This window comes from Prauserella flavalba, from assembly GCF_003202235.1.
Lineage (GTDB): Bacteria > Actinomycetota > Actinomycetes > Mycobacteriales > Pseudonocardiaceae > Prauserella_A > Prauserella_A flavalba.
In genome coordinates, this window is sequence record NZ_MASU01000001.1 from 75,775 (window position 1) to 95,903 (window position 20,129).

General features: G+C 69.4%; 21 protein-coding genes and 1 riboswitch. Of the genes, 15 read left to right on the forward strand and 6 right to left on the reverse strand.

The genetic code is table 11. The features are described 5' to 3' along the window. Window position 1 precedes the first annotated feature (1 nt). Window positions 2-952 (reverse strand): sigma-70 family RNA polymerase sigma factor, encoded by a 951-nt coding sequence (locus tag BA062_RS00400; RefSeq protein WP_110333994.1) that lies wholly within the window; start codon window positions 950-952, stop codon window positions 2-4. A 73-nt stretch (window positions 953-1,025) separates the two neighbouring features. Between BA062_RS00400 and BA062_RS00405 the strand changes: the two genes are divergently transcribed. From BA062_RS00405 to pstB, 9 genes are all read left to right on the forward strand, one after another. Next, on the forward strand, window positions 1,026-1,670 hold the full coding sequence (locus BA062_RS00405) for a winged helix-turn-helix transcriptional regulator (RefSeq protein ID WP_110333995.1): 645 nt from the start codon (window positions 1,026-1,028) through the stop codon (window positions 1,668-1,670). Window positions 1,671-1,752: 82 nt separating this feature from the next. After that, the gene (locus BA062_RS00410; RefSeq protein ID WP_110333996.1) at window positions 1,753-2,157 is read left to right on the forward strand and encodes a VOC family protein; all 405 of its coding nucleotides are present in this window, start codon (window positions 1,753-1,755) and stop codon (window positions 2,155-2,157) included. A 154-nt stretch (window positions 2,158-2,311) separates the two neighbouring features. Then, window positions 2,312-3,064 (forward strand): GGDEF domain-containing protein, encoded by a 753-nt coding sequence (locus BA062_RS00415; RefSeq protein WP_110333997.1) that lies wholly within the window; start codon window positions 2,312-2,314, stop codon window positions 3,062-3,064. A gap of 1,485 nt (window positions 3,065-4,549) precedes the next feature. Next, on the forward strand, window positions 4,550-5,956 hold the full coding sequence (locus BA062_RS00420) for an LCP family protein (RefSeq protein ID WP_110334317.1): 1,407 nt from the start codon (window positions 4,550-4,552) through the stop codon (window positions 5,954-5,956). 89 nt (window positions 5,957-6,045) lie between these two features. Further along, a complete protein-coding gene (phoU, locus tag BA062_RS00425) occupies window positions 6,046-6,708 on the forward strand; it encodes a phosphate signaling complex protein PhoU (protein WP_110333998.1) in 663 nt (220 codons plus the stop codon). Window positions 6,709-6,957: 249 nt separating this feature from the next. Continuing rightward, window positions 6,958-8,061 (forward strand): phosphate ABC transporter substrate-binding protein PstS, encoded by a 1,104-nt coding sequence (gene pstS / locus BA062_RS00430; protein WP_110333999.1) that lies wholly within the window; start codon window positions 6,958-6,960, stop codon window positions 8,059-8,061. A gap of 124 nt (window positions 8,062-8,185) precedes the next feature. Further along, window positions 8,186-9,094 carry a phosphate ABC transporter permease subunit PstC gene (gene pstC / locus BA062_RS00435; RefSeq protein ID WP_245959613.1) on the forward strand — a complete coding sequence of 303 codons (909 nt, stop codon included), beginning with the start codon at window positions 8,186-8,188 and terminating at the stop codon, window positions 9,092-9,094. Beyond that, window positions 9,094-10,182: a phosphate ABC transporter permease PstA gene (gene pstA, locus BA062_RS00440; protein ID WP_110334001.1), complete on the forward strand. Its 1,089-nt coding sequence runs from the start codon at window positions 9,094-9,096 to the stop codon at window positions 10,180-10,182. Before pstC ends, pstA begins: the two co-directional genes overlap by 1 nt. 26 nt (window positions 10,183-10,208) lie before the next feature. Then, window positions 10,209-10,988 (forward strand): phosphate ABC transporter ATP-binding protein PstB, encoded by a 780-nt coding sequence (gene pstB / locus BA062_RS00445; protein ID WP_110334002.1) that lies wholly within the window; start codon window positions 10,209-10,211, stop codon window positions 10,986-10,988. A 110-nt stretch (window positions 10,989-11,098) separates the two neighbouring features. Here pstB and BA062_RS00450 read toward each other — a convergent pair whose 3' ends face one another. From BA062_RS00450 to BA062_RS00470, 5 genes are all read right to left on the reverse strand, one after another. Further along, a complete protein-coding gene (locus tag BA062_RS00450) occupies window positions 11,099-11,905 on the reverse strand; it encodes an ABC transporter ATP-binding protein (RefSeq protein ID WP_110334003.1) in 807 nt (268 codons plus the stop codon). Continuing rightward, window positions 11,902-12,936, reverse strand: a complete 1,035-nt coding sequence (locus BA062_RS00455) for a FecCD family ABC transporter permease (RefSeq protein WP_168213849.1) — start codon at window positions 12,934-12,936, stop codon at window positions 11,902-11,904. The genes BA062_RS00450 and BA062_RS00455 overlap by 4 nt, the downstream gene beginning before the upstream one ends. Further along, window positions 12,933-13,949 carry an ABC transporter substrate-binding protein gene (locus tag BA062_RS00460; protein WP_110334004.1) on the reverse strand — a complete coding sequence of 339 codons (1,017 nt, stop codon included), beginning with the start codon at window positions 13,947-13,949 and terminating at the stop codon, window positions 12,933-12,935. Before BA062_RS00460 ends, BA062_RS00455 begins: the two co-directional genes overlap by 4 nt. A gap of 58 nt (window positions 13,950-14,007) precedes the next feature. Beyond that, window positions 14,008-14,192: riboswitch (cobalamin riboswitch) on the reverse strand. Next, entirely contained in the window at window positions 14,190-15,098 is a 909-nt protein-coding gene (gene mshD / locus BA062_RS00465; RefSeq protein WP_110334005.1) for a mycothiol synthase, read from the reverse strand. Its footprint overlaps the riboswitch before it by 3 nt. 14 nt (window positions 15,099-15,112) lie before the next feature. Further along, window positions 15,113-15,865 carry a winged helix-turn-helix transcriptional regulator gene (locus tag BA062_RS00470; protein WP_110334319.1) on the reverse strand — a complete coding sequence of 251 codons (753 nt, stop codon included), beginning with the start codon at window positions 15,863-15,865 and terminating at the stop codon, window positions 15,113-15,115. Between the two features lie 192 nt (window positions 15,866-16,057). On the opposite strand from BA062_RS00470, the gene BA062_RS00475 reads away from it, so the two are divergent. The 6 genes from BA062_RS00475 to BA062_RS00500 all read left to right on the forward strand — a co-directional run bounded on the left by BA062_RS00475 (window position 16,058) and on the right by BA062_RS00500 (window position 20,061). Beyond that, a complete protein-coding gene (locus BA062_RS00475; RefSeq protein ID WP_110334006.1) occupies window positions 16,058-16,945 on the forward strand; it encodes an LmeA family phospholipid-binding protein in 888 nt (295 codons plus the stop codon). 10 nt (window positions 16,946-16,955) lie between these two features. Next, window positions 16,956-17,420, forward strand: a complete 465-nt coding sequence (locus tag BA062_RS00480) for a TlpA family protein disulfide reductase (RefSeq protein ID WP_245959614.1) — start codon at window positions 16,956-16,958, stop codon at window positions 17,418-17,420. A 141-nt stretch (window positions 17,421-17,561) separates the two neighbouring features. Next, window positions 17,562-17,999, forward strand: coding sequence for a DUF4395 domain-containing protein (locus tag BA062_RS00485; protein ID WP_110334007.1), 438 nt, complete (start codon window positions 17,562-17,564; stop codon window positions 17,997-17,999). 46 nt (window positions 18,000-18,045) lie between these two features. Then, a complete protein-coding gene (locus tag BA062_RS00490) occupies window positions 18,046-18,882 on the forward strand; it encodes a sulfurtransferase (protein ID WP_110334008.1) in 837 nt (278 codons plus the stop codon). Next, a complete protein-coding gene (locus BA062_RS00495; protein WP_110334009.1) occupies window positions 18,882-19,187 on the forward strand; it encodes a DUF1416 domain-containing protein in 306 nt (101 codons plus the stop codon). Before BA062_RS00490 ends, BA062_RS00495 begins: the two co-directional genes overlap by 1 nt. A 247-nt stretch (window positions 19,188-19,434) precedes the next feature. Beyond that, window positions 19,435-20,061, forward strand: coding sequence for a heme-binding beta-barrel domain-containing protein (locus tag BA062_RS00500; RefSeq protein ID WP_110334010.1), 627 nt, complete (start codon window positions 19,435-19,437; stop codon window positions 20,059-20,061). The last annotated feature ends 68 nt before the right edge of the window (window positions 20,062-20,129 follow it).

Here is a 20,129-nt window from a genome sequence, read left to right on the forward strand (position 1 = left end):
CTCAGGTAGTACGAGCCGGCTCCGGGAAACTCATCGGCAGCCCGAAGAGCGGGAACAGCCTCGGTGCGTCGAGAAACGTCGTGGTGTTCGCGATGCGCTCGCCTCGCAGCTCCAGCACCACGAGGGCGAAGCCGTGGCCGTCGCGGTACTGGCCGAACGCGGGACAACCGTTGGCCGCGGCCGGGAGCAGCCGGTCGTTCTCGCACGGCTGTCCGGGCGCACGGAGCACGGCGGCGAGGTCCTCCCTGCCGCGGAGCCACCACGTGAACGGCGGCATCGACATCGTCGCGTCCTCGTGCAGCACGGCGACCAGCGTCTCGACGTCGTGTCGCTCGAACGCGGCGACATAACGGTCGAGCAGGCTCCGCTGGCGTTCGTCGAGCGGATCGAATCCTCCCGGCGGACCGAGATCGGCGCCGGCGAGCGTCGCGCGGGCCCGGTGGAGTGCGCTGTTGACCGACGCCGTGGTGCTGTCGAGCAGCGCGGCGACCTCGTCGGCCCGCCAGCGCAGCACGTCGCGCAGGATCAGCACGGCCCGTTGCCTCGGCGGCAGGTTTTGCAGTGCGGCGACGAACGCGAGCCGCACACTCTCCCGCAGCACCGCCAGCTCCGCGGGGTCGCCGTTCGCCGGCAGGATCCTGCTGTCAGGCACCGGCTGCACCCACGTGTGCTCAGGCAGCGGCCGCCCCAGCGAGGTGCCGGGCCGGGCGGCGGGCGCGAGGTCCATCGCCCGCGCCCTGCGCTGCGGGCTGCGGAGCATGTCGAGACAGACGTTGGTGGCGATCGAGTACAGCCACGACCGCAGTGCGGAGCGGCCCTCGTCGAACCGTTCGCGGTGGCGCCAGGCGCGCACCAGCGTCTCCTGCACGGCGTCCTCGGCCTCGAAGCCCGAGCCGAGCATGCGGTAGCAGTACGCCGTCAGTTCGACCCGGTGTTCATCGAGTTCGATCATCCAGCGCCACCCCACCTCAGTTGCCGAAAACAAGCATGATCCAGCAAGAGCATGTTGCATTAGAATTCATATCATGGGTAAGCGACACTACGGGCAGTTCTGCGGACTGGCACATGCCGCCGACCTCGTCGGTGAGCGGTGGGCACTACTGATCATCCGGGACCTGATGGTGGCCCCCAAGCGCTTCACCGACCTCCGGCGCGGGCTGCCCAAGATCCCCACCAACGTCCTGTCGGCCCGGCTCAAGCAGCTCGAGGGCGAAGGTGTGGTCGAGCGCAGGGTGCTGCCACGGCCCGACGGCTCCGTGGTGTACGAGCTGACCGCTTACGGCAGGGACCTCGAGGACATCGTGCTCGCGCTCGGCCGCTGGGGCGCGCGGACGCTCGGCGAGCCGGGTCCCGACGACATCGTCACGCCCGATTCGATGGTGATGGCGATGCGCTCGACCTTCCACGCCGAGGACGCACGCGACGTCGTGGCCGGCTTCGAACTGCGCCTCGGCGACGTCGTGGTCGGCGTGCGCGTCGACAAAGGCAAGCTCGACGTGGCCGAGGGCGAACCCGCGGGCGGCGCGGACGTCACGATCAGCACCGGCCCCGCGATCAAAGCGGTGATGGCGGGCGAGCTGACGCCCGAGGAGGCCGTCGCCAACGGGAGCGTCCAGCTGGAGGGAGACGAGGCCCTGTTCCCGACGTTCGCGAAGATCTTCCGGATTTAGACTTAAGTCTATTGACAACCTTGGTTGTTTTTAGAAAGCTTGCTTCACCGGCAAGGGGACACCAACCAAGGAAGGACCGAACATGGTCAAGCAGATCTTCGTGAACCTCCCCGTCAAGGACCTCGCCAAGTCGACGGAGTTCTACGCGGGGCTCGGGTTCACGCAGAACAAGGACTTCAGCGACGAGAACGCGTCGTCGATGGTGATCACCGACGACATCGTCGTGATGTTGCTGGCCGAGCCGTTCTTCAAGACGTTCACGACGAAGGAGATCGCCGACGCCTCGACGACCACCGAGGCGATCATCGCCCTGGGAGCGGAGAGCAGACAGGAAGTCGACGAGCTGTGCGACAAGGCGCTCTCGTCCGGTGGCTCGGCCGCGAACGAGCCGCAGGACCACGGCTTCATGTACGGCCGCAGCTTCACCGACCCCGACGGTCACCTGTGGGAGGTCACGTACATGGACCTCTCCGCGATGCCTCAGTAACCGTCCGATCACTCTCGTAGTCCGGTTGAGCGATATTCGCTTTCCAGCCGTATCCCACCGCTCAAGCAAACCCTCCCTCGAGACGACAACCCCTCACACGGGGGCTGAGACGAGGAGACAGGACGCGGTGGGTTCGAACCGGACAGCCCCAGCCATGGGGGCAGTGGACCCCCAGGGACTGCTGGCAGCCCACGAGTCGATCGCGCGCGAACTCGCGGCGCAGGGGGACTGGCAACGCGCCTACGAACACCTCCGGTCCGCACTGGAGCTGGCCCGCTCGGGTCAGCTCCAGTGCGCGCACCCACACATTCCCGAGCAGTACCGGCTGGAGGTCGAGCGGCTGCGCCGGGAACGGGCACAGGCCCGGCGCGAGAGCCTGACAGACTCGCTCACCGCCACCTACAACCGCCGCTACCTCGACCGCAGGCTCGCCGAGCTGACGGCCCCTTCAGTGGCGCTGGTCGATCTCGATCTCTTCAAGCACATCAACGACCGTTTCGGTCACCGGATAGGCGACCAGGTGCTTCAACGGGTCGTCGGCCTTTTGCAGCAAACCCTTCCACCGGAAGGCTTCTGCGCACGCTACGGCGGCGAGGAATTCGTTCTCGTCACGCCCGCCGCACGGCCGGAGGACGCCGTCGCGATCGCGGCACGGGCACGGGCACGCGTGGCGGATTTCCCGTGGTCGCACATCCGGCCGGGACTCTCGGTAACCGTGAGCATCGGGGTCGCGCCGTTCTCCGGCCGCCCTGGCCGGCGTCATGATCCACAAGAACTGCTGGTGGAGGCGGACGCGATGCTGTATGCGGCCAAGCGTGCTGGACGCAATCTGGTCGCCCATCGTGAACACGGTCGGGTCCGCTTCGTTCCCACTCTCCGTGCTCGCGTCACTCGGCCATGCCCGTGAAGGGTGCGGAGGCTTGATCCCTCACCCGTGGTTGTGAATTCAGCCAGGGCAACTCTGTGTAAAAAAGTCACGGCATGGTGTCGTCACGAACGGCGGATATCCGTACGATAACGAACGCTGTCCGCCGGACGATCAAGCAAGAGATCCGCGGGTGACCAAGGCCAGAGCGTGAAGGGAGAGTGCGTGTCCGAAGACCGCAACGCTCCCGACGGCACCTCCCAGGCCGACGAATGGCGAGCGCGCGCCCAGCTGAACCGCAAGGCCGCGGAGCGCAAGCGCCGTCGCTCACTGGACACGCACGGCGGCATCAGCGTCTCCGACGTCGTCGCCCGCCACACCGGCAGACGGCCCCAGTTCGAAACCGGCGAACGGCCGATTCCCCCGAGACAGACGAGGTCGCCGGAACCGCCGTCCGCCGCCGAAGCTCCGGCCACCGCGGCACGGCCCCGGCGACACGTCTCGCCGCGCCGAGAGGAACCCCCTACCCCGGCGCCGCCCCCGGCCCCGAAGCACATGCCGCCACCGGCAGCGCCACGACGGGAACCGATGGGCTCGGGCCCGTACCCCCGACCGGCCCAGCAACGTCCACCGGCGGCGACTCCCCGCAGGCAACCACCACCTCCGCCCCGCCAGGAGCCCCGGCCCGAACCCACTCGCCCCGACGAAGCCCGGCAGGAACTCCGCGCCGAGGCCCCGAGGCGGGCAGAACCCGTACGTCCCGAGCCGAGGCGTGGCCAGCGCCCCGAGCCGAACCGCTCCGACGCGCTGCCGGTGGAGCTTGCGCGCCAGGAAGCGCCGCGAGTGGAGCCTTCGCGACCCGACTCGCTGCGAGCGGAGCCGACACGAACGGATCTCCCACGCCCCGAAACGTTGCGAACGGAGCCCCCGCGACGCGAGGCGCTGCGAACGGAGCCCACCCGAACGGAGCCCCCGCAAGCGCATCCCGGCGCGCCGCGAACGGGGGTGTCCCGCCCGGAGACGCCGCGAACGGACCCTTCGCGCCCCGAGGGGCTGCGAACGGAGCCCCCGCGACCCGAGGCGCTGCGAACGGAGCCCACCCGAACGGAACTCCCGCGCCCCGACGTACCGCGAACGGAGCTGTCACGCCCGGAACCGGTGCGAGCGGAACCCCCGCGCCCGGGACCGATGCGCCCGAAGCCTCCGCGGCCGGACGCGACAGCGGCGGAGCTGTCGCACCCGGAACCGGTGCGAGCGGAACCGCCGCGGCCCGAAGCGCCACGAACGGAGCCGCCGCACACCGAGGCGTCGCGAGCGGAACCCACCCGAACGGAACTCCCGCGCCCCCAAGCGCCGGGAGCGGAGCCGCCGGCGGACCTCCCGACGAAGAACGTGGCCGCCGTGCTCGAGGGCGGCCTGCCGTCGGGCAACACCCCGCCGCCCCCGCCGAAGCGTCCCGTCGCGCCTCCGCGTCCCCGCCGCCCCTTGCGGCCGCCGCCCGAGCGCTCGCTCGAGGACCGGCTGACGATGACGGACCAGCTCGAGCCCGTCGACGAGACCACCAAGTACAAGCGCAAGATCGACGACTCGCTCGCCAGGTTCTCCGCCGCGCACGACGAGCTGGAGGCCGAGGAGCGCGAACGGCGAGAACGCCGCGACAAGCTCGTCGCCCGCTTCGAGCAGACCCGCACGAAGCTGCACCGCGTGGTCACGGTGGCCACCTCCGTCGTGGGACAGCGCGGATCGGCGCCCGTGCAGGAACCCGAGGCGGAAGCCGACGAGGACGCGAGCAAGGCCGCCCCGCAGACCCGCCTGCAGGAGAAGAAGGAGCGGCGCAACCACCGCACGCTGCTCGCCGCCCGGATCACCGCGATCACGCTCGCCGTCCTCGTGTTCATCGCGACCGGCATCGCATGGGGCGCGAAGACGTGGTTCAACTCCCAGTTCAACGAGATCGCCGCGCTCGACGAGAACTCGGCCGACATTCAGAACGCACAGGGCCAGCTCGGTGACGAGAACTTCCTGATCGTCGGTTCCGACACCCGCGAGGGCGCCGAGGCCGAGGAGAACGTGGGCGACGCGAGCGGCATCCCGGGCGCCCGCTCCGACACGGTGATGCTCGCCCACATCCCGAAGGACCGGAAGCGCGCCGTCGTCATCTCGTTCCCGCGCGACCTGGAGATCTCCCGGCCCGACTGCGAGCGCTGGGACTCCGCGTCGGGCGAGTACGGCGAGGTCGTCGAGGCCGCCGACGGCGTGAAGCTGAACTCGGCGTTCACGGTCGGCGGGCCCCGCTGCGTCACCAAGGTGATCCAGCAGATCAGCGGGATGGCGATCAACCACTTCGTCGGCATCGACTTCCACGGCTTCAAGGGCATGGTCGACGCGGTGGGTGGCGTGACCGTGCACGTGGACGAGCCGATGGAGGACCAGGAGCTCGGCTTGATCATCGCCGAGACCGGCGACGTGGTGCTCAAGGGCGACCAGGCGCTCAACTTCGTCCGCGCCCGCAAGGTCTACGGCGACCCGACGTTCTCCGACTACGGCCGCATGCAGCGCCAGCAGGAGTTCATGGCGTCGCTGCTGCGGGCCACCCTCTCCCGCGACGTGCTGCTCGACGTCGGCAAGCTCACCGGGTTCGTCAACGCCTTCGCGGCCTCGACCTTCGGCGAGAACATCGGCGTCGACCAGCTGCTCACACTGGCCCAGTCGATGCAGGGCCTCAGCGCGGGCGCGGTGGAGTTCATGACCGTGCCGACCGTCGGCGAGGCCAACGACGCGGGCAATGAGGTGCTGCGCGAAGCCGACACCGAGGCGTTGTTCCGCGCGCTGATCGACAACACCCCGCTGCCGGGCGAAGAGCCCGAGAAGCCTGGCCCTGGCGCGGGCGACCAGCAAGCCGCCGACGGCACGGAACCACCCGAACCGGCGTAGAAGATCGCCCCGAAAGTGTTAGGCGGGGTTCACCTTCGGTTCATTTCCGAATTCGGCGAGCGTGCCGCCCGGGTCGTAGAGTCGGCGGCATGCGCGAGGCTTACCACGTAGAGCTCGACAACCTGGCCGACCGGCTGGCCGGCATGTCGAGCCAGGTCGCTGACGCCATGGAGCGGGCGACCCGAGCACTTCTCGATTCCGACCTCGAACTGGCGGAACAGGTGATCAGCGACGACGTCAAGGTCGACGACGCGCGCGCCGACTGCGAGGAGAAGGCCTACGCCCTCCTGGCACTGCAGGCGCCCGTGGCGACCGACCTGCGGATCGTTGTCGCCGCACTCCACGCCGCCGAGAGCCTGGAGCGGATGGGTGACCTGGCGTTGCACGTCGCGAAGGCCGCGCGGCGGCGGCACCCGGATCCCGTGCTCCCCGAGCAGGTCCGGTCCGCCTTCGCCAGGATGGGCGAGGTCGACGTCCGGCTGGCCCGCAAGGCCGAGGAGGTCATCCGCACCAAGGACATCGACGCGGCCCTCAGCATCGAGGCCGACGACGACGAGGTGGACGACATTCACCGCAACCTGTTCACCGTGATCATGGACAAGGACTGGCCGCACGGCGTCGCCGCGGCGGTCGACGTGACCCTGCTCGGCCGGTTCTACGAGCGCTACGCCGACCACGCGGTGTCGGTGGCCCGGCGGATCGTGTTCGTCGTCACCGGCCGGATGCCCGGCTACACCGGCAGCGAACTCTGAGCGGAACCGGCGGAAAGGTGGCGGCGATCACCAGTAGGACATGTTCTGTATGGCGGCGCTCACTCAACCGGACAACACACAGTCACGTCTCCGTTATGTCGCTGTGATGTCGTTCCCTCGTCGGGTTTCATTCATGTTTCGTTCACCCGCGCTGCCCTGCGGTGTCATGTGCCGCCCATAGCGTCCGGACACGTGAGCATCCCCCAGCGGCGGCTTCTGCCTGCCGCGGAGAATCGGAAGAGGTTAACTGTGAAGCGTACCACCCTGGGCCGCGTTCTCGCCCTCCCAGCGGCAGCCGCGCTCACCTTCGGCTTGGTGGCCTGTGGTTCCGCGAACGAGCAGGGCGACAACACCGGCGGCTCCGGCGAGGGCTCGGGCCTTTCGGGCACGATCTCGGGTGCGGGCGCCAGCTCGCAGGAGGCCGCGCAGCAGGCGTGGCAGGCCGGCTTCATCGGCCAGAACCCCGACGTGACGGTCAACTACGACCCGATCGGCTCCGGCGGCGGGCGTGAGCAGTTCGTGAGCGGCGGTTCCGACTTCGGCGGCACCGACGCCTACCTGGACGACGAGGAGCTGGCCAAGGCCAAGGAGCGCTGCGGCGAGCTCGTCGAGATCCCGACCTACGTCTCGCCGATCGCCGTGATCTTCAAGCTCGACGGCGTCGACCAGCTGAACCTGAAGCCGGCCACGATCGCCAAGATCTTCAACCAGCAGATCACGAAGTGGAACGACCCGGCGATCGCCGCCGACAACCCGGGCGTCCAGCTGCCCGACACCGCGATCACCCCGGTGAACCGTTCCGACGAGTCCGGCACCACCGAGAACTTCGTCGAGTACCTCAAGGCCACGGCCGCCGCCGACTGGCCGCACGAGGTCAGCGGTGACTGGCCGGTCCAGGGTGGCGAGGCCGCGCAGGGCACCTCGGGTGTCGTGCAGGCGGTGTCCAACGGCAACGGCACCATCGGCTACGCCGACGCCAGCCAGGCCGGCGAGCTGAGCACCGCCAAGGTGGGTGTCGGCGACCAGTTCGTCGAGTACTCGCCCGAGGCGGCCGCCGCGGTGCTGGACGTCTCGAAGCGGCACGAGGGGCGCGGCCAGTACAGCTACGCCTACGATCTGGCCCGCGACACCACCGAGGCGGGCACCTACCCGATCGTCCTCGTGTCGTACGGCATCGCCTGCGCCAACTACGACAACGCCGAGAAGGCCGAACTGGTGAAGTCGTACTTCAACTACATCATCAGTGCCGAGGGCCAGAAGGCTTCGGCCGACGCGGCCGGCTCGGCCCCGATCTCTGACCAGCTGCGTCAGCAGATCAAGCCCGCGGTCGACGCGATCTCCGCGGCCGGCTGAGCAGGCTAGACGGCTCCAGCGTCCGGGTGGTCACCTGATCGGGTGACCACCCGGACACACGCGTAAGAAGGGTAAGAAGGGAATTCAAGTGCCCCCCAGCACAGACAGGCCGCGAGCACAGAAGGTGCCGCTTCGGCCTGGGGACCGCATCTTCTCCGGCGCCTCCACGGGGGCGGGCGTACTGATCCTCGTGGTCCTCGCCGGGGTCGCCGCGTTCCTGATCGTCGAGGCCTGGCCCTCGCTCACGGCACCGGCCGAGGACATCCCAGGCGGCGAAGGCGTCGCGGTCTACGTCTGGCCCCTGCTGTTCGGCACGCTCATCTCGGCCATCTTCGCGCTGCTCATCGCCAGCCCGCTCGCGGTGGCCATCGCGCTGTTCGTCACCTACTACTCGCCGCGCCGGATCGCACAGGTGCTCGGCTACCTCATCGACCTGCTCGCCGCGGTGCCCAGCATCATCTACGGCCTCTGGGGTTTCACCGTGCTGGCGCCGCTGACGGTCGAGCCCGCCAACTGGCTCTCCGAGAACCTCGGGTTCATCCCGCTGTTCGCGGGTCCGCCGTCGGCGACCGGGCGCACCATGCTCGTGGCGATCATCGTGCTCGCGGTGATGATCCTGCCCATCATCACGGCGGTCGTCCGTGAGGCGTTCCGGCAGACGCCGCGCCTGCACGAGGAGGCGTCACTCGCACTCGGCGCCACCCGCTGGGAGATGATCCGGATGGCGGCGCTGCCGTTCGGCCGCTCGAGCATCGTCGGTGCCTCGATGCTGGGCCTCGGCCGCGCGCTCGGCGAGACGATGGCCGTCGCCATCGTGCTGTCGGTGTCGGGCGGGGTCACGTTCAACCTGATCAGCAGCGCCAACCCGTCCACGATCGCCGCGAACATCGCGCTCCAGTTCCCCGAGTCGTCGGGGATCGCGGTGAACACGCTGATCGCGTCCGGGCTGGTGCTCTTCGCGATCACGCTGGCGGTCAACATGGCGGCTCGCGCGGTGATCAACCGCCGCAAGGAATTCTCGGGAGCCAACTGATGCCGACTCCGACGACCTCGAAGAGCCCCGAATCCGACCTCTACACCCCGCTGTCCGGGGTTCCCCTCACCGCGGGCCAGCTGCCCAGGGGAGCCGCCCCGCTGACGCTCCTCGTGGTGGCACTCGCCGCCGTGGGCTTCTGGCAGTTCGCCGACTGGAGCGTCGCCGCGTGCGCGGTGCTGGGCGCGCTGGTCTACACCCTGCTGATCTACACGTGGTCCCGCATCGTCGAGGGCTCGCGCAAGGCGACCGACCGGTTCGTCACCGCCGTGGTGACCTGCGCGTTCCTGCTCGCGCTGCTGCCGCTCGTCTCGGTCGTGGTCACGGTGCTCTCCAACGGCCTCGCCCGCTTCGACACCGAGTTCTTCTCGTACTCGATGCGCGGGATCGTCGGCGAGGGCGGTGGTGCCTACCACGCCATCATGGGCACGCTGATCATCACGGCGCTCGCGACCCTGATCTCGGTGCCCGTCGGCCTGCTCACGGCGATCTACCTGGTCGAGTACGGCCGGGGCAAGCTGGCGAAGGCGATCACGTTCTTCGTGGACGTCATGACGGGCATCCCCTCGATCGTCGCCGGTCTCTTCGCCTACGCGCTGTTCGCGCTCATCTTCGGGCCGGGCGTCCGCATGGGCATCATGGGTGCGGTCGCACTGAGCGTGCTGATGATTCCCGTGGTGGTCCGTTCCACCGAGGAAATGCTCAAGCTCGTGCCCAACGAGCTGCGGGAGGCGTCCTACGCGCTGGCCGTGCCGAAGTGGCGCACGATCACGAAGGTCGTGCTACCCACGGCACTCGCCGGTATCGCCACGGGTGTGACGCTGGCGATCGCCCGCGTCATCGGGGAGACGGCACCGTTGCTGATCACGGTCGGCATCACGTCGAGCGACAACTTCAATCCGTTCGACGGCCGGATGGCGACGCTCTCGGTATTCTCGTACTACGAGTACGTGAACCCGGGTGTTCCGCCTCAGTTCTCCCTGGACCGTGCGTGGGCGGCGGCGTTGACGCTGATCATCATCGTGATGGTGCTCAACCTCATCGCCCGGCTCATCTCCCGACTGTTCGCTCCGAAGACCCGCGGGTGAGCGGGACACCTGGATAGGAAAGCACTGTGGCAAAGCGCATCGAGGTCAAGGATCTCGACATCTACTACGACAAGTTCCTCGCCGTGCAGGGCGTGTCGATGACGATCCAGCCACGGTCGGTCACCGCGTTGATCGGGCCTTCCGGCTGCGGCAAGTCGACGTTCCTGCGCACCCTGAACCGGATGCACGAGCTCGTGCCGAACGCCAGGGTGGACGGCAAGATCTTCATGGACGACGACGACCTCTACGGTCCCGGCGTGGACCCGGTCAACGTCCGCAGGCAGATCGGGATGGTGTTCCAGCGACCCAACCCGTTCCCCACGATGTCGATCTACGACAACGTCGCGGCCGGCCTGAAGCTCAACAACAAGCGCATGCGCAGGTCCGAGATGGACGACGTGGTGGAGCGTGCGCTGCGGTCGGCCAACCTGTGGGAAGAGGTCAAGGACCGCCTCGGCAAGCCTGGTTCGGGCCTTTCCGGTGGGCAGCAGCAGCGGCTCTGCATCGCCAGGGCCATCGCCGTGCAGCCGGACGTGCTGCTGATGGACGAGCCGTGCTCCGCGCTCGACCCGATCTCCACGCAGGCCATCGAGGACCTGATGCTGGAGCTCAAGGAGAAGTACACGATCGTCATCGTCACCCACAACATGCAGCAGGCCGCCCGCGTCAGCGACATGACCGGGTTCTTCAACCTGCAGGGCGTGGGCAAGCCCGGTGAGCTGGTGGAGATCGACGAGACGACGAAGATCTTCTCCACGCCGAGCAAGAAGGCCACCGAGGACTACATCTCCGGCCGCTTCGGTTAGCAGCCGACTGCAGTGAAGGCCACCTTCCCTGCGTGGAATCAAACGCAGCGGCGCGCAGCGTCTCCGTTTGGGTGGTGGCGGGAGACGGGTGGGCGCAGGGAAGGTGGCCTTCACTGCACGGTGGCGCCAGGGCGAGAAGGCGCCGCGGCGCGCACGAACCTCACGTGCGGATGCCCCTCGGGTTCCCTGGTGACCACGGCCCGCACGCCGTAGACCCGTTCGATGAGCTCCTCGGTGAGCACGTCCTCCGGGCTTCCCCCCGCCACCACCCTGCCCTGGTCGAGCACCACGAGCTGGTCGCAGTACATCGCGGCCAGGTTCAGGTCGTGCAGGGCCACCACGGTGGTGACGGGCAGGCCGACCAGCAGGTTCAGCAGGTCGAACTGGTGCTGGATGTCCAGGTGGTTGGTCGGCTCGTCGAGCAGCAGCTCCCTGGGCCGCTGGGCGAGCGCGCGGGCGATCTGCACGCGCTGACGCTCCCCGCCCGACAGCGTCTGCCACCGCCGGTCCACCTTGTCGGTCAGCCCCGCGTGCTCGAGCGCGTCACGCACGGCCTCGTCATCCTCGGCCGAGGCAGGCAGCCACGTCTTCCGGTGCGGGATCCGGCCGAGGCGCACCACGTCCAGCACGGTCAGCGGCACCTGCGTGTCGGTGTGCTGCTCGACCACGGCGATGCGGCGGGCCACCGCACGGCGGCCGACGTCGTCGAGCAGGTCACCGTCGAGCGTCACCACGCCCGCCGTCGGCGCGAGCACGCCCGCGAGCAGGCGCAGCAGCGTCGACTTCCCGGAGCCGTTGGGGCCGAGCAGGCCCACCGTGGCCCCGGCGGAGGGCGCCAGGCTCACGCCGTCGAGCACGAGTCTGCCGCCGAGCGTGCGGGAAACCCGGTCGGCGCACAGGCCGTCGCGAACCGTCATCGGGCACCTCGCGCGCGGTAGAGGATCAGCACGAACGCGGGCACGCCGATCAGCGCGGTCACCACACCGACGGGGACCTCCTGCGGGTCGAGCACGGTGCGGGCAAGCGTGTCGACCCACACCAGGAACACGGCTCCGGCCAGCGCGGTCACCGGCAGCAGCCGCGCGTGATTCGGCCCCGCCAGCGCGCGGGCCGCGTGCGGCAGCACGAGCCCGACGAAGCCGATCGCACCGGCCGAGCTGACCAGCACCGCCGTGAGCAGGGCCGTCGCGCACAGCAGGATCAGCCGCGTGCGCGCCACCGCGACGCCGAGCGTGGCCGCCGCGTCCTCCCCGAACGCGAAGGCGTCCAGTGAGCGGGCGTAGCCGCCGCACACCAGCAGCGTCGCGACGAGCACCGCGAGGCAGGTCCCCACCTCGGCCCAGCCCGCGTTGCTCAGCGACCCGAGCAGCCAGAACAGCACCCCGCGCGTGGTCTCCGCGTCGGCCGAGGTCAGCACGATGAACGACGTCAGCGCCGAGAACAGCTGCATCACCGCGACGCCCGAGAGCACGACGCGGTCGGTGGTGCCGCCGAGCGTGTGGCTCAGCAGCAGCACGAACGCGAACGAGACCAGCGCGCCGAGGAATGCCCCCGCCGACAGCGACAACACCCCGCCGCCCACGCCGAGCACCACCACCAGCACCGCGCCCGTGGACGCCCCGGAGGAAACCCCGAGCACGAACGGGTCGGCCAGCGGGTTGCGCAGCAGCGACTGCATGATCGCGCCGCACACGGCGAGGCCCGCCCCGCACACGGCGGCCAGCAGCGTGCGGGGCAGCCGCAGGTTCCACACGATGCCGTCACGGATCGTCGACAGCCCCGACTCGCCGAAGCCGAGCCGCGCGGCGACCGACGCCCAGACGTCGCCGACCCGGATGTTGGCGGGCCCGATGGTGATCGCGACTGCGATCGACACCGCCAGCGCGGCGAACCCGCCGAGCAGCACCAACGGCAGCCGCGAACGCCGTGTGAGCGCCTCGACGCTCACCCGGCGAGCCCGAACTCACGCAGCTTGGCCGCGAGCTCCTCGATCCCGGCCACCGTGCGGATCGTCGGGTTCATCGCCTGCCCGCTGAGCAGCACGTAGCGCTTCTCGCGCACCGCGGTGAGGTTGCGGGTCACCGGGTGCGACTCCAGGAACTCGATCTTCTTCGCGGCGGTCTCCGCGGTCTGCGACCTGCGCGTCAGGTCGCCGATCACCAGCACGTCGGGGTCGCGCTCGGCCACCGTCTCCCAGTTGATCTGGGGCCACTCGTCGTGGGTGTCGGCGAAGACGTTCTGCGCGCCCACGGCCTCGGTCATGACGCCGGGCGCCCCGCAGCAGCCCGCCAGGTACGGCGCCTCGGAGTTGGCGAACCAGTAGAGCAGCGTCACGCCGGAGGCGTCGACCCCGTTCGTCGCGCGCTCGATGCGGTCCCGCAGGTCCGCGACCAGGCGCTCGCCACGTTCCTCGACGGCGAAGAGCTTCGCCAGGTCACGGACCTCCGTGTAGATCGTCTCCATCGTCAGCGGCCGGTCACGACGGCCGTCGCCCGCGCCGCTGTTGTCCTTGACGCAGTCGGAGGGCGACAGGTAGCTCGGCACACCCAGCTCTGCGAACTGCTCCCGCGTGGCGACGCCGCCAGTGCCGAGCGTGGAGACGAAGGACGCGGCGACGAAGTCCGGTTCGGCCGCCAGCACGGCCTCGAAGGACGGCATGTTGTCGGCCAGCCTCGGCACGCCCTCGTTGGCCTCGACGAGGTCGGCGGGCAGCGGATCGGTCCACGTCGCCGTGCCGACGAGGCGGTCCGCGAGCCCCAGCGACAGCAGGATCTCGGTGGTGCCCTGGTTCAGCGAGACCACCCGCTCCGGCGGCGCGTCCACGACCGTGCGCACGCCGCAGTTGTCGACCGTGCGCGGGTAGCCGGGCGCCGGGTCCCGGTCCTGCGTGGCGGCGGTGCCGCCACATCCGGCCAGCACCAGGCAGAGGGACAGGGCGAGGAAGCGGGAGGTACGCGGCACCGACGTTCCCTTTGCGTCGAGGGCCCATGCGCGGAGCCCGAGCGGACAGCGACTCCCGGCCGGAAGCCGGGTGCCAGCAGGTCTTCGGACTCGGGGTCATCCGGACGGGACGCCTTCCCAGAACCTGGTCCAGTGGCAACGTGTCCCGCCCGTCGCCCTCACCGCTGCGCGTCAGTTCCGGATTCGCACCGGATTTCCTGACTCACGTCGTGCGTGAGTACGACTGGCCGCGAAAACGTATCACGTACGCGCGTACTGGACGTCCACCTCGTGACGCACGAAACCGAGCCGCTCGTACACCGCGATGGCGGGCGCGTTGTCGCCCTCGACGTAGAGGATCACCTGGCCGAGGCCCCGGCCCCGCAGATGACGCAGCCCGGCGAGGGTGAGTGCCTTGCCGAGCCCACCGCCCTGCGCGCCGGGGTCGACACCGACGACGTAGACCTCCCCGACCGGTTCGCCCCGGAACCGTTCCGGGTTGGCGGGGTGCACCTTGGTCCAGTGGAAGCCGACGACCTCGCCGTCGGCGTTCTCCGCGAGGAAGAAGCCCTCGGGGTCGAACCAGCTCTCGTTCTCGGCGGCCCGCAGGTCCTCGACGCTGAACGTGCCCTGTTCGGGATGCCAGTCGAAGGCACGCGCGTTGACCGCGACCATCGCCTCCTCGTCCCGCCCCGGCACGAACGTGCGCAGCGAGACGCCCTCGGCGGGCTTGGGCTCCGGCCAGTCGGCTCCCTCGACGTCCACGTGCATCACCAGCAGCTCACGGGCGCGTTCGAAGCCGAAGCGTTCGGCGAGCCTGGCGGCGGCGGGATGGTCGCCGTGCGCCCACACCCGCAGCTTCTCCGGCACCTCGGCGGCGAGCTCCCGCACGAGCGCGGCGCCGTGCCCCCTGCCGCGGTGTGCGGGGTGGACCACCAGCTCGGCGACGAGCCTGCCGAACGCGTCACCCGCGGTGTTCAGGTGCACCACGCCCGCGAGCGTGTCGCCGTCGTGGGCCAGCAGGTACCGGCCTCCGGTGAAGTCGCCGGGCAGCGGCCCGTCCGGCTCGATCTCCGGGCGTCCGTCCGACTCCCGCGCCGCAAGCAGCAGCGCGCGCACCGCGGCGGTACGCGCGCTGTCCAGTTCGTTCACCCAGGCCACGTTCAGCATGGGTCCACGCTACTTCAGCGGTTGGAGAACTCCGTGACCTCGAAGGACTCCGGCACCACCGGGGTGCCGCCCTTCACCGGGCCGGTGCCCTTGGCGGGCCGCTCGAACTTGTAGCCGACGTTGCGGACGGTGCCGATCATCTGCTCGTGCTCGGGGCCGAGCTTGGCGCGCAGCCGCCGGACGTGCACGTCGACCGTGCGGGTGCCGCCGAAGAAGTCGTAACCCCACACCTCCTGCAGCAGCTGGGCGCGGGTGAAGACCCGGCCCGCGTGCTGGGCGAGGTACTTGAGCAGCTCGAACTCCTTGTAGGTGAGCTCCAGCGTGCGCTTGCGCAGGCGCGCGGTGTAAGTCGCCTCGTCGATCACGAGGTCGCCGACCCGCAGCTCGGCGTCGACCTGCGTGGTGGCGCCGTCCTTGGTGGTGGCCAGCCGCAGCCGGGCGTCGACCTCGGCCGGTCCCGCTGTCGGCAGGAGGATGTCGTCGGTGCGCCACTCGGCGCTCACCGCCACGAGGCCACCCTCGCCGACCACCGCGATCACCGGGGTCACGGCGTCCTCGTCACCGGCGCCCTTGAGCAGGCGGCACAGGCTCTTGGCCGACGCGAGGTCGCTGCGCGCGTCGAGCAGGATGACGTCGCGATGCCCGGCGTCGAGGAGCGCGGTGACCTCCGGAGCACGGACGCGTACGGTGTGCGGGAGAAGATCGAGAGCGGGCAGCACCGAGGTGGCATCGGATTCCGCAGTGAGTACAAGAAGATCCAGGCTCATCGCCACCGCCTCACAATGTTTGATCGCCTCGAGAATCACTCGGGCAGGTCTTCGATGAGAATAGCGGGTGAAAACTCAGGTGTCGCTACTCGTGAAATCGGCATCACACGAGGTCGCAGGCCCGAAACGCCCGTGTAACACGGTGCGAAACATAGGTGTAACAACAGATCGGAACAGATTGTGAGCAGTGCTGTGACCGAGCGAGCCCAGCCGTCCGGGAAACGCGGAGGACGCAGGGCCCGCAGGCTCGTCGTGGTACTCGTCGTACTGGCGGGACTGCTCGTGGCCGCCGATTTCGGCGTCGCCGCGTTCGCCGAGCACACCGTGTCGCAGAAGGCCCGCGAGCAGCTGGGCCTCACCGAGGACCCCTCCGTGACGATCCACGGGTTCCCGTTCACGACGCAGGCGATCTCCGGCGAGTACGACCACATCACGGTCTCCGCGCAGGGCGTGCCCGCGGGCGACGTGCTCCGCGATCTGGCGATCCGGGCCGAGTTGCGCAACGTGACGGCACCGCTGTCCGATCTCACCTCCGGCAACACCGACAACATCAACATCGGCGACCTCGAGGGGCAGATCACGCTCAAGGCCAGCGACATCGCGCAGGTCACGCCGCTGAACAACATTCAGGACCTGCGGATCGACCCCTCCACCGAGTCCTATGTCCGCAACGGCGAGGGCAACGACGACTCGCAGAGCGGCTCGGGCGACTCCGGCGACGACGGCGCCGCCGAGTCGCAGCAGGAGGACGAGGACGACTCCACCGCGGGCGTGCGGCTCTCCGGCAAGGTCCAGATCGCCGGCGAGGAGGTGGAGATCTTCGCGTTCGCCATGATCGAGCTCGACGGCACCACGATCCGGATCACGCCGCACCGGCTCCAGTTCGGGAATGACCAGGAGACCACCGTCGTTCCGCAGGAGGTGCAGCAGGCTCTGCTGCCGAACTTCGAGGCGGACATCAACGCGGGTGACCTGCCGTTCACGGTGACGCCGACCGCGATCAGGGTCGATCCGGGCTCGCTCACCATCAGCGGCGAGGCGAAGAACGTGACCTTCGCGGGGGTGTCCTCGGGACAGTGAGGACTGCGACGTGACGGGCTCGACGGGGCTGTGGGTACTGGCAGGCACACTCGTGGCCGGCCTGGTCGTCGGTGTGCTGCTCCACCTGCGCAACGGCCGCATCCGCACCACCGACGACAGCGCGCCCGCAGGCCTTCCGGAGCCGGTCGCCGCGGCGCTCGCCCCAGCACCCGCCGTGACGCTGGTCCAGATCTCCACCACGTTCTGCGCCCCGTGCAGGCACACCAGGGCCATCCTGTCCCACCTCGCGGAACGCACCGAGGGGCTCGCGCACGTCGACCTGGACGTCACCGACCGGCCGCACGTCGCGCAGGACCTCGGCGTGCTGCGGACCCCCACCACGCTGGCGCTGACGTCGTCGGGCCGGGAGTTGCTGCGGGTCAGCGGCGTGCCGAAGGCACAGGAGCTGCTGTCAGCGCTCGAACCGCACCTCGTCCCACGGGTTGAACGCGGTTCCCACTCACAGGGAGGGTAGGTACTGTGAGCGCCGTGGACAGGCTGCCTACTCACCTCCTGACGCAACGCCGCACGGTCGATCTGTGCCGCGTGCGCAGCAGCCTGTGTTCGTCGAGCGGTTCGGTCCGGTTCGACGATCCAGCTGTGCACAGGAGGTGACATGTCCGCAGGCCCCGCAGTAGACCCCCGAGGCCCCCGGTTCGCCGCCGTCGTCACGACGGTCGTACTTGCCGTCGTCCTGGTCACGGGCTGGTGGCCGCTGCTCGCGGCCCAGACCGTGGTGTTCGCGATCGGCGCGTTCGCCGGGCTGCGGCTCGCGCCGTACTCGGTGCTCTACCGCGTGCTGGTGGCGCCGCGACTGAAGCCGACGAGCGAGCGGGAGGACGCGGCCCCGCTGCGGTTCGCTCAGGCCGTCGGTTTCGTGTTCGCGCTGGTGGGCACCATCGGGTATGTCAGTGGGGTGACCGCGCTCGGCATCGTCGCGACGGCTTTCGCACTGTTCGCCGCATTCCTCAACGCGGCGTTCGACTTCTGCCTCGGCTGCGAGATGTACCTGCTCGTCCGGCGGTTCACCCCCCGTACCGAACAAGCGTCCTGAGTGATCCTTCGCCAACCACGAGTACAAGAAAGTGAGTGCCGCTCCCATGAGCCGTGAAGACGTCCTGGTCACTACCCAGTGGGCAGAGGAGAATCTGGACACGCCCGGCGTGGTCTTCGCCGAGGTCGACGAGGACACCACCGCCTACGACGGCGGGCACATCCGCGGCGCCGTGAAGATCGACTGGAAGAACGAGCTGCAGGACCAGGTCCGCCGCGACTTCGTCGACAAGGCCGGCTTCGAGGCCCTGCTCTCGCAGAAGGGCATCGGCAACGACGACCTGGTGGTCCTCTACGGCGGCAACAACAACTGGTTCGCCGCGTACGCGTACTGGTACTTCAAGCTGTACGGCCACGACAAGGTCAAGCTCCTCGACGGCGGCCGCAAGAAGTGGGAACTCGACGGCCGCGAGCTGACCACCGACGAGCCCCAGCGCGAGCGCACCAGCTACACCGCCAAGGAGCAGGACCTCAAGCTGCGGGCCTTCCGCGACGAGGTCGTCGAGGCCATCAACACCAAGAACCTGGTCGACGTGCGCTCGCCCGACGAGTTCTCCGGCAAGCTGCTCGCGCCCGCCCACCTGCCGCAGGAGTCCGCGCAGCGTGCGGGGCACATCCCGAGCGCGGTGAACGTCCCGTGGTCCAAGGCGGCCAACGAGGACGGCACCTTCAAGTCGGCTGAGGAGCTCGCCGAGCTGTACAAGGAGGCCGGCCTCGACACCTCGAAGTCGACCATCGCGTACTGCCGCATCGGTGAGCGGTCGAGCCACACGTGGTTCGCGCTGCACGAGCTCATCGGGCTCGAGGACGTGAAGAACTACGACGGTTCGTGGACGGAGTACGGCTCGCTGGTCGGCGTGCCGATCGAGACGGGAGCGAAGTGATGACGGACGGATGCGGCGCGCCTCAGCAGACCGCTGTCGCGGCTGACGAGGACACGAACGGCCAGGTGGTCGTGGCGGGCAAGGTGACGGGCGGCGACGGCCCGCTGGGCGGCGCCTACGTGCGGCTGCTCAACGCCGACGGCGAGTTCGCCGGCGAGGTGCAGGCGTCGCCGGAGGGTGACTTCCGGTTCTACGCCGCGCCGGGCAGCTGGACCGTGCGTGCCCTGCACCGCACCGGCAACGGCGAGGCCTCCGTGAGCGCGGAGGGCCCCGGCGTCCACCAGGTCGCCATCGCCGTCGCCTGATCCCACTGTTCCCCAAGGCCACCTTTGTTGCGTTGAACGCAACAAAGGTGGCCTTGGGTGCTTCCAGGGGTAGCCGGTGACAGTGCTCACCGAGGGTGCCCTGCGCTGCTCCACCGGGACCCGCGCGGGTTATCCTTCGGCCCGTGGAGATTCTGTTTACGACGCTGCTCGTGCTGGCCATCGTCGCGACGACCTGGTTCGGCGGTTACGTCGTCTACCGGCTGTACTCGGACCACCGCGAAGCCTGATGTCCAGCGGCGGCAGCAGCGGCGACGAAGCCATCCGGATCGCGGCCGAGCGCGCTGAGTCGACGGCCAAGCGCAACATCCCCCAGCTCGACGACCTGCCGATCCCTGGCGACACGGCCAACCTGCGCGAGGGGCCGAACCTCAACGACGCCTGCCTCGCGTTGTTGCCGCTCGTCGGTGTGTGGCGGGGCGAGGGCGAGGTCAACTACCCGACGATCGACGGCCCGTTCCGCTTCGCGCAGCAGCTCACCATCGCCCACGACGGGCGCCCGTTCCTGTACCACGAGGCCCGCTCGTGGCTGCTGGACGAGGACGGCAACGTGATCCGCCCGGCGGCCCGCGAGACCGGCTGGTGGCGTCCCCAGGAGGACGACACGATCGAGCTGCTGCTCGCCCACTCCAGCGGCATCACGGAGCTCTACTACGGCAAGCCCAAGAGCCAGTCGGCCTGGCAGCTGGCCACCGACGCGGTCGTGCGCACGTCGACGGCCAAGGAGGTCACCGCCGCGCAGCGCCTCTACGGCATCGTGGCGGGCGGCGACCTCGGCTACGTCGAGGAGCGCGCGATGGTCGGCCAGCCGATGACGCCCCACGTCTCGGCGCTGCTGCACCGCGTCGTCGGCTGACCCCTCTGCCCCCCGCCCGCCCGCAGTGAAGGCCACCATGCCTGCGTTCAACGCAGTGATGGTGGCCT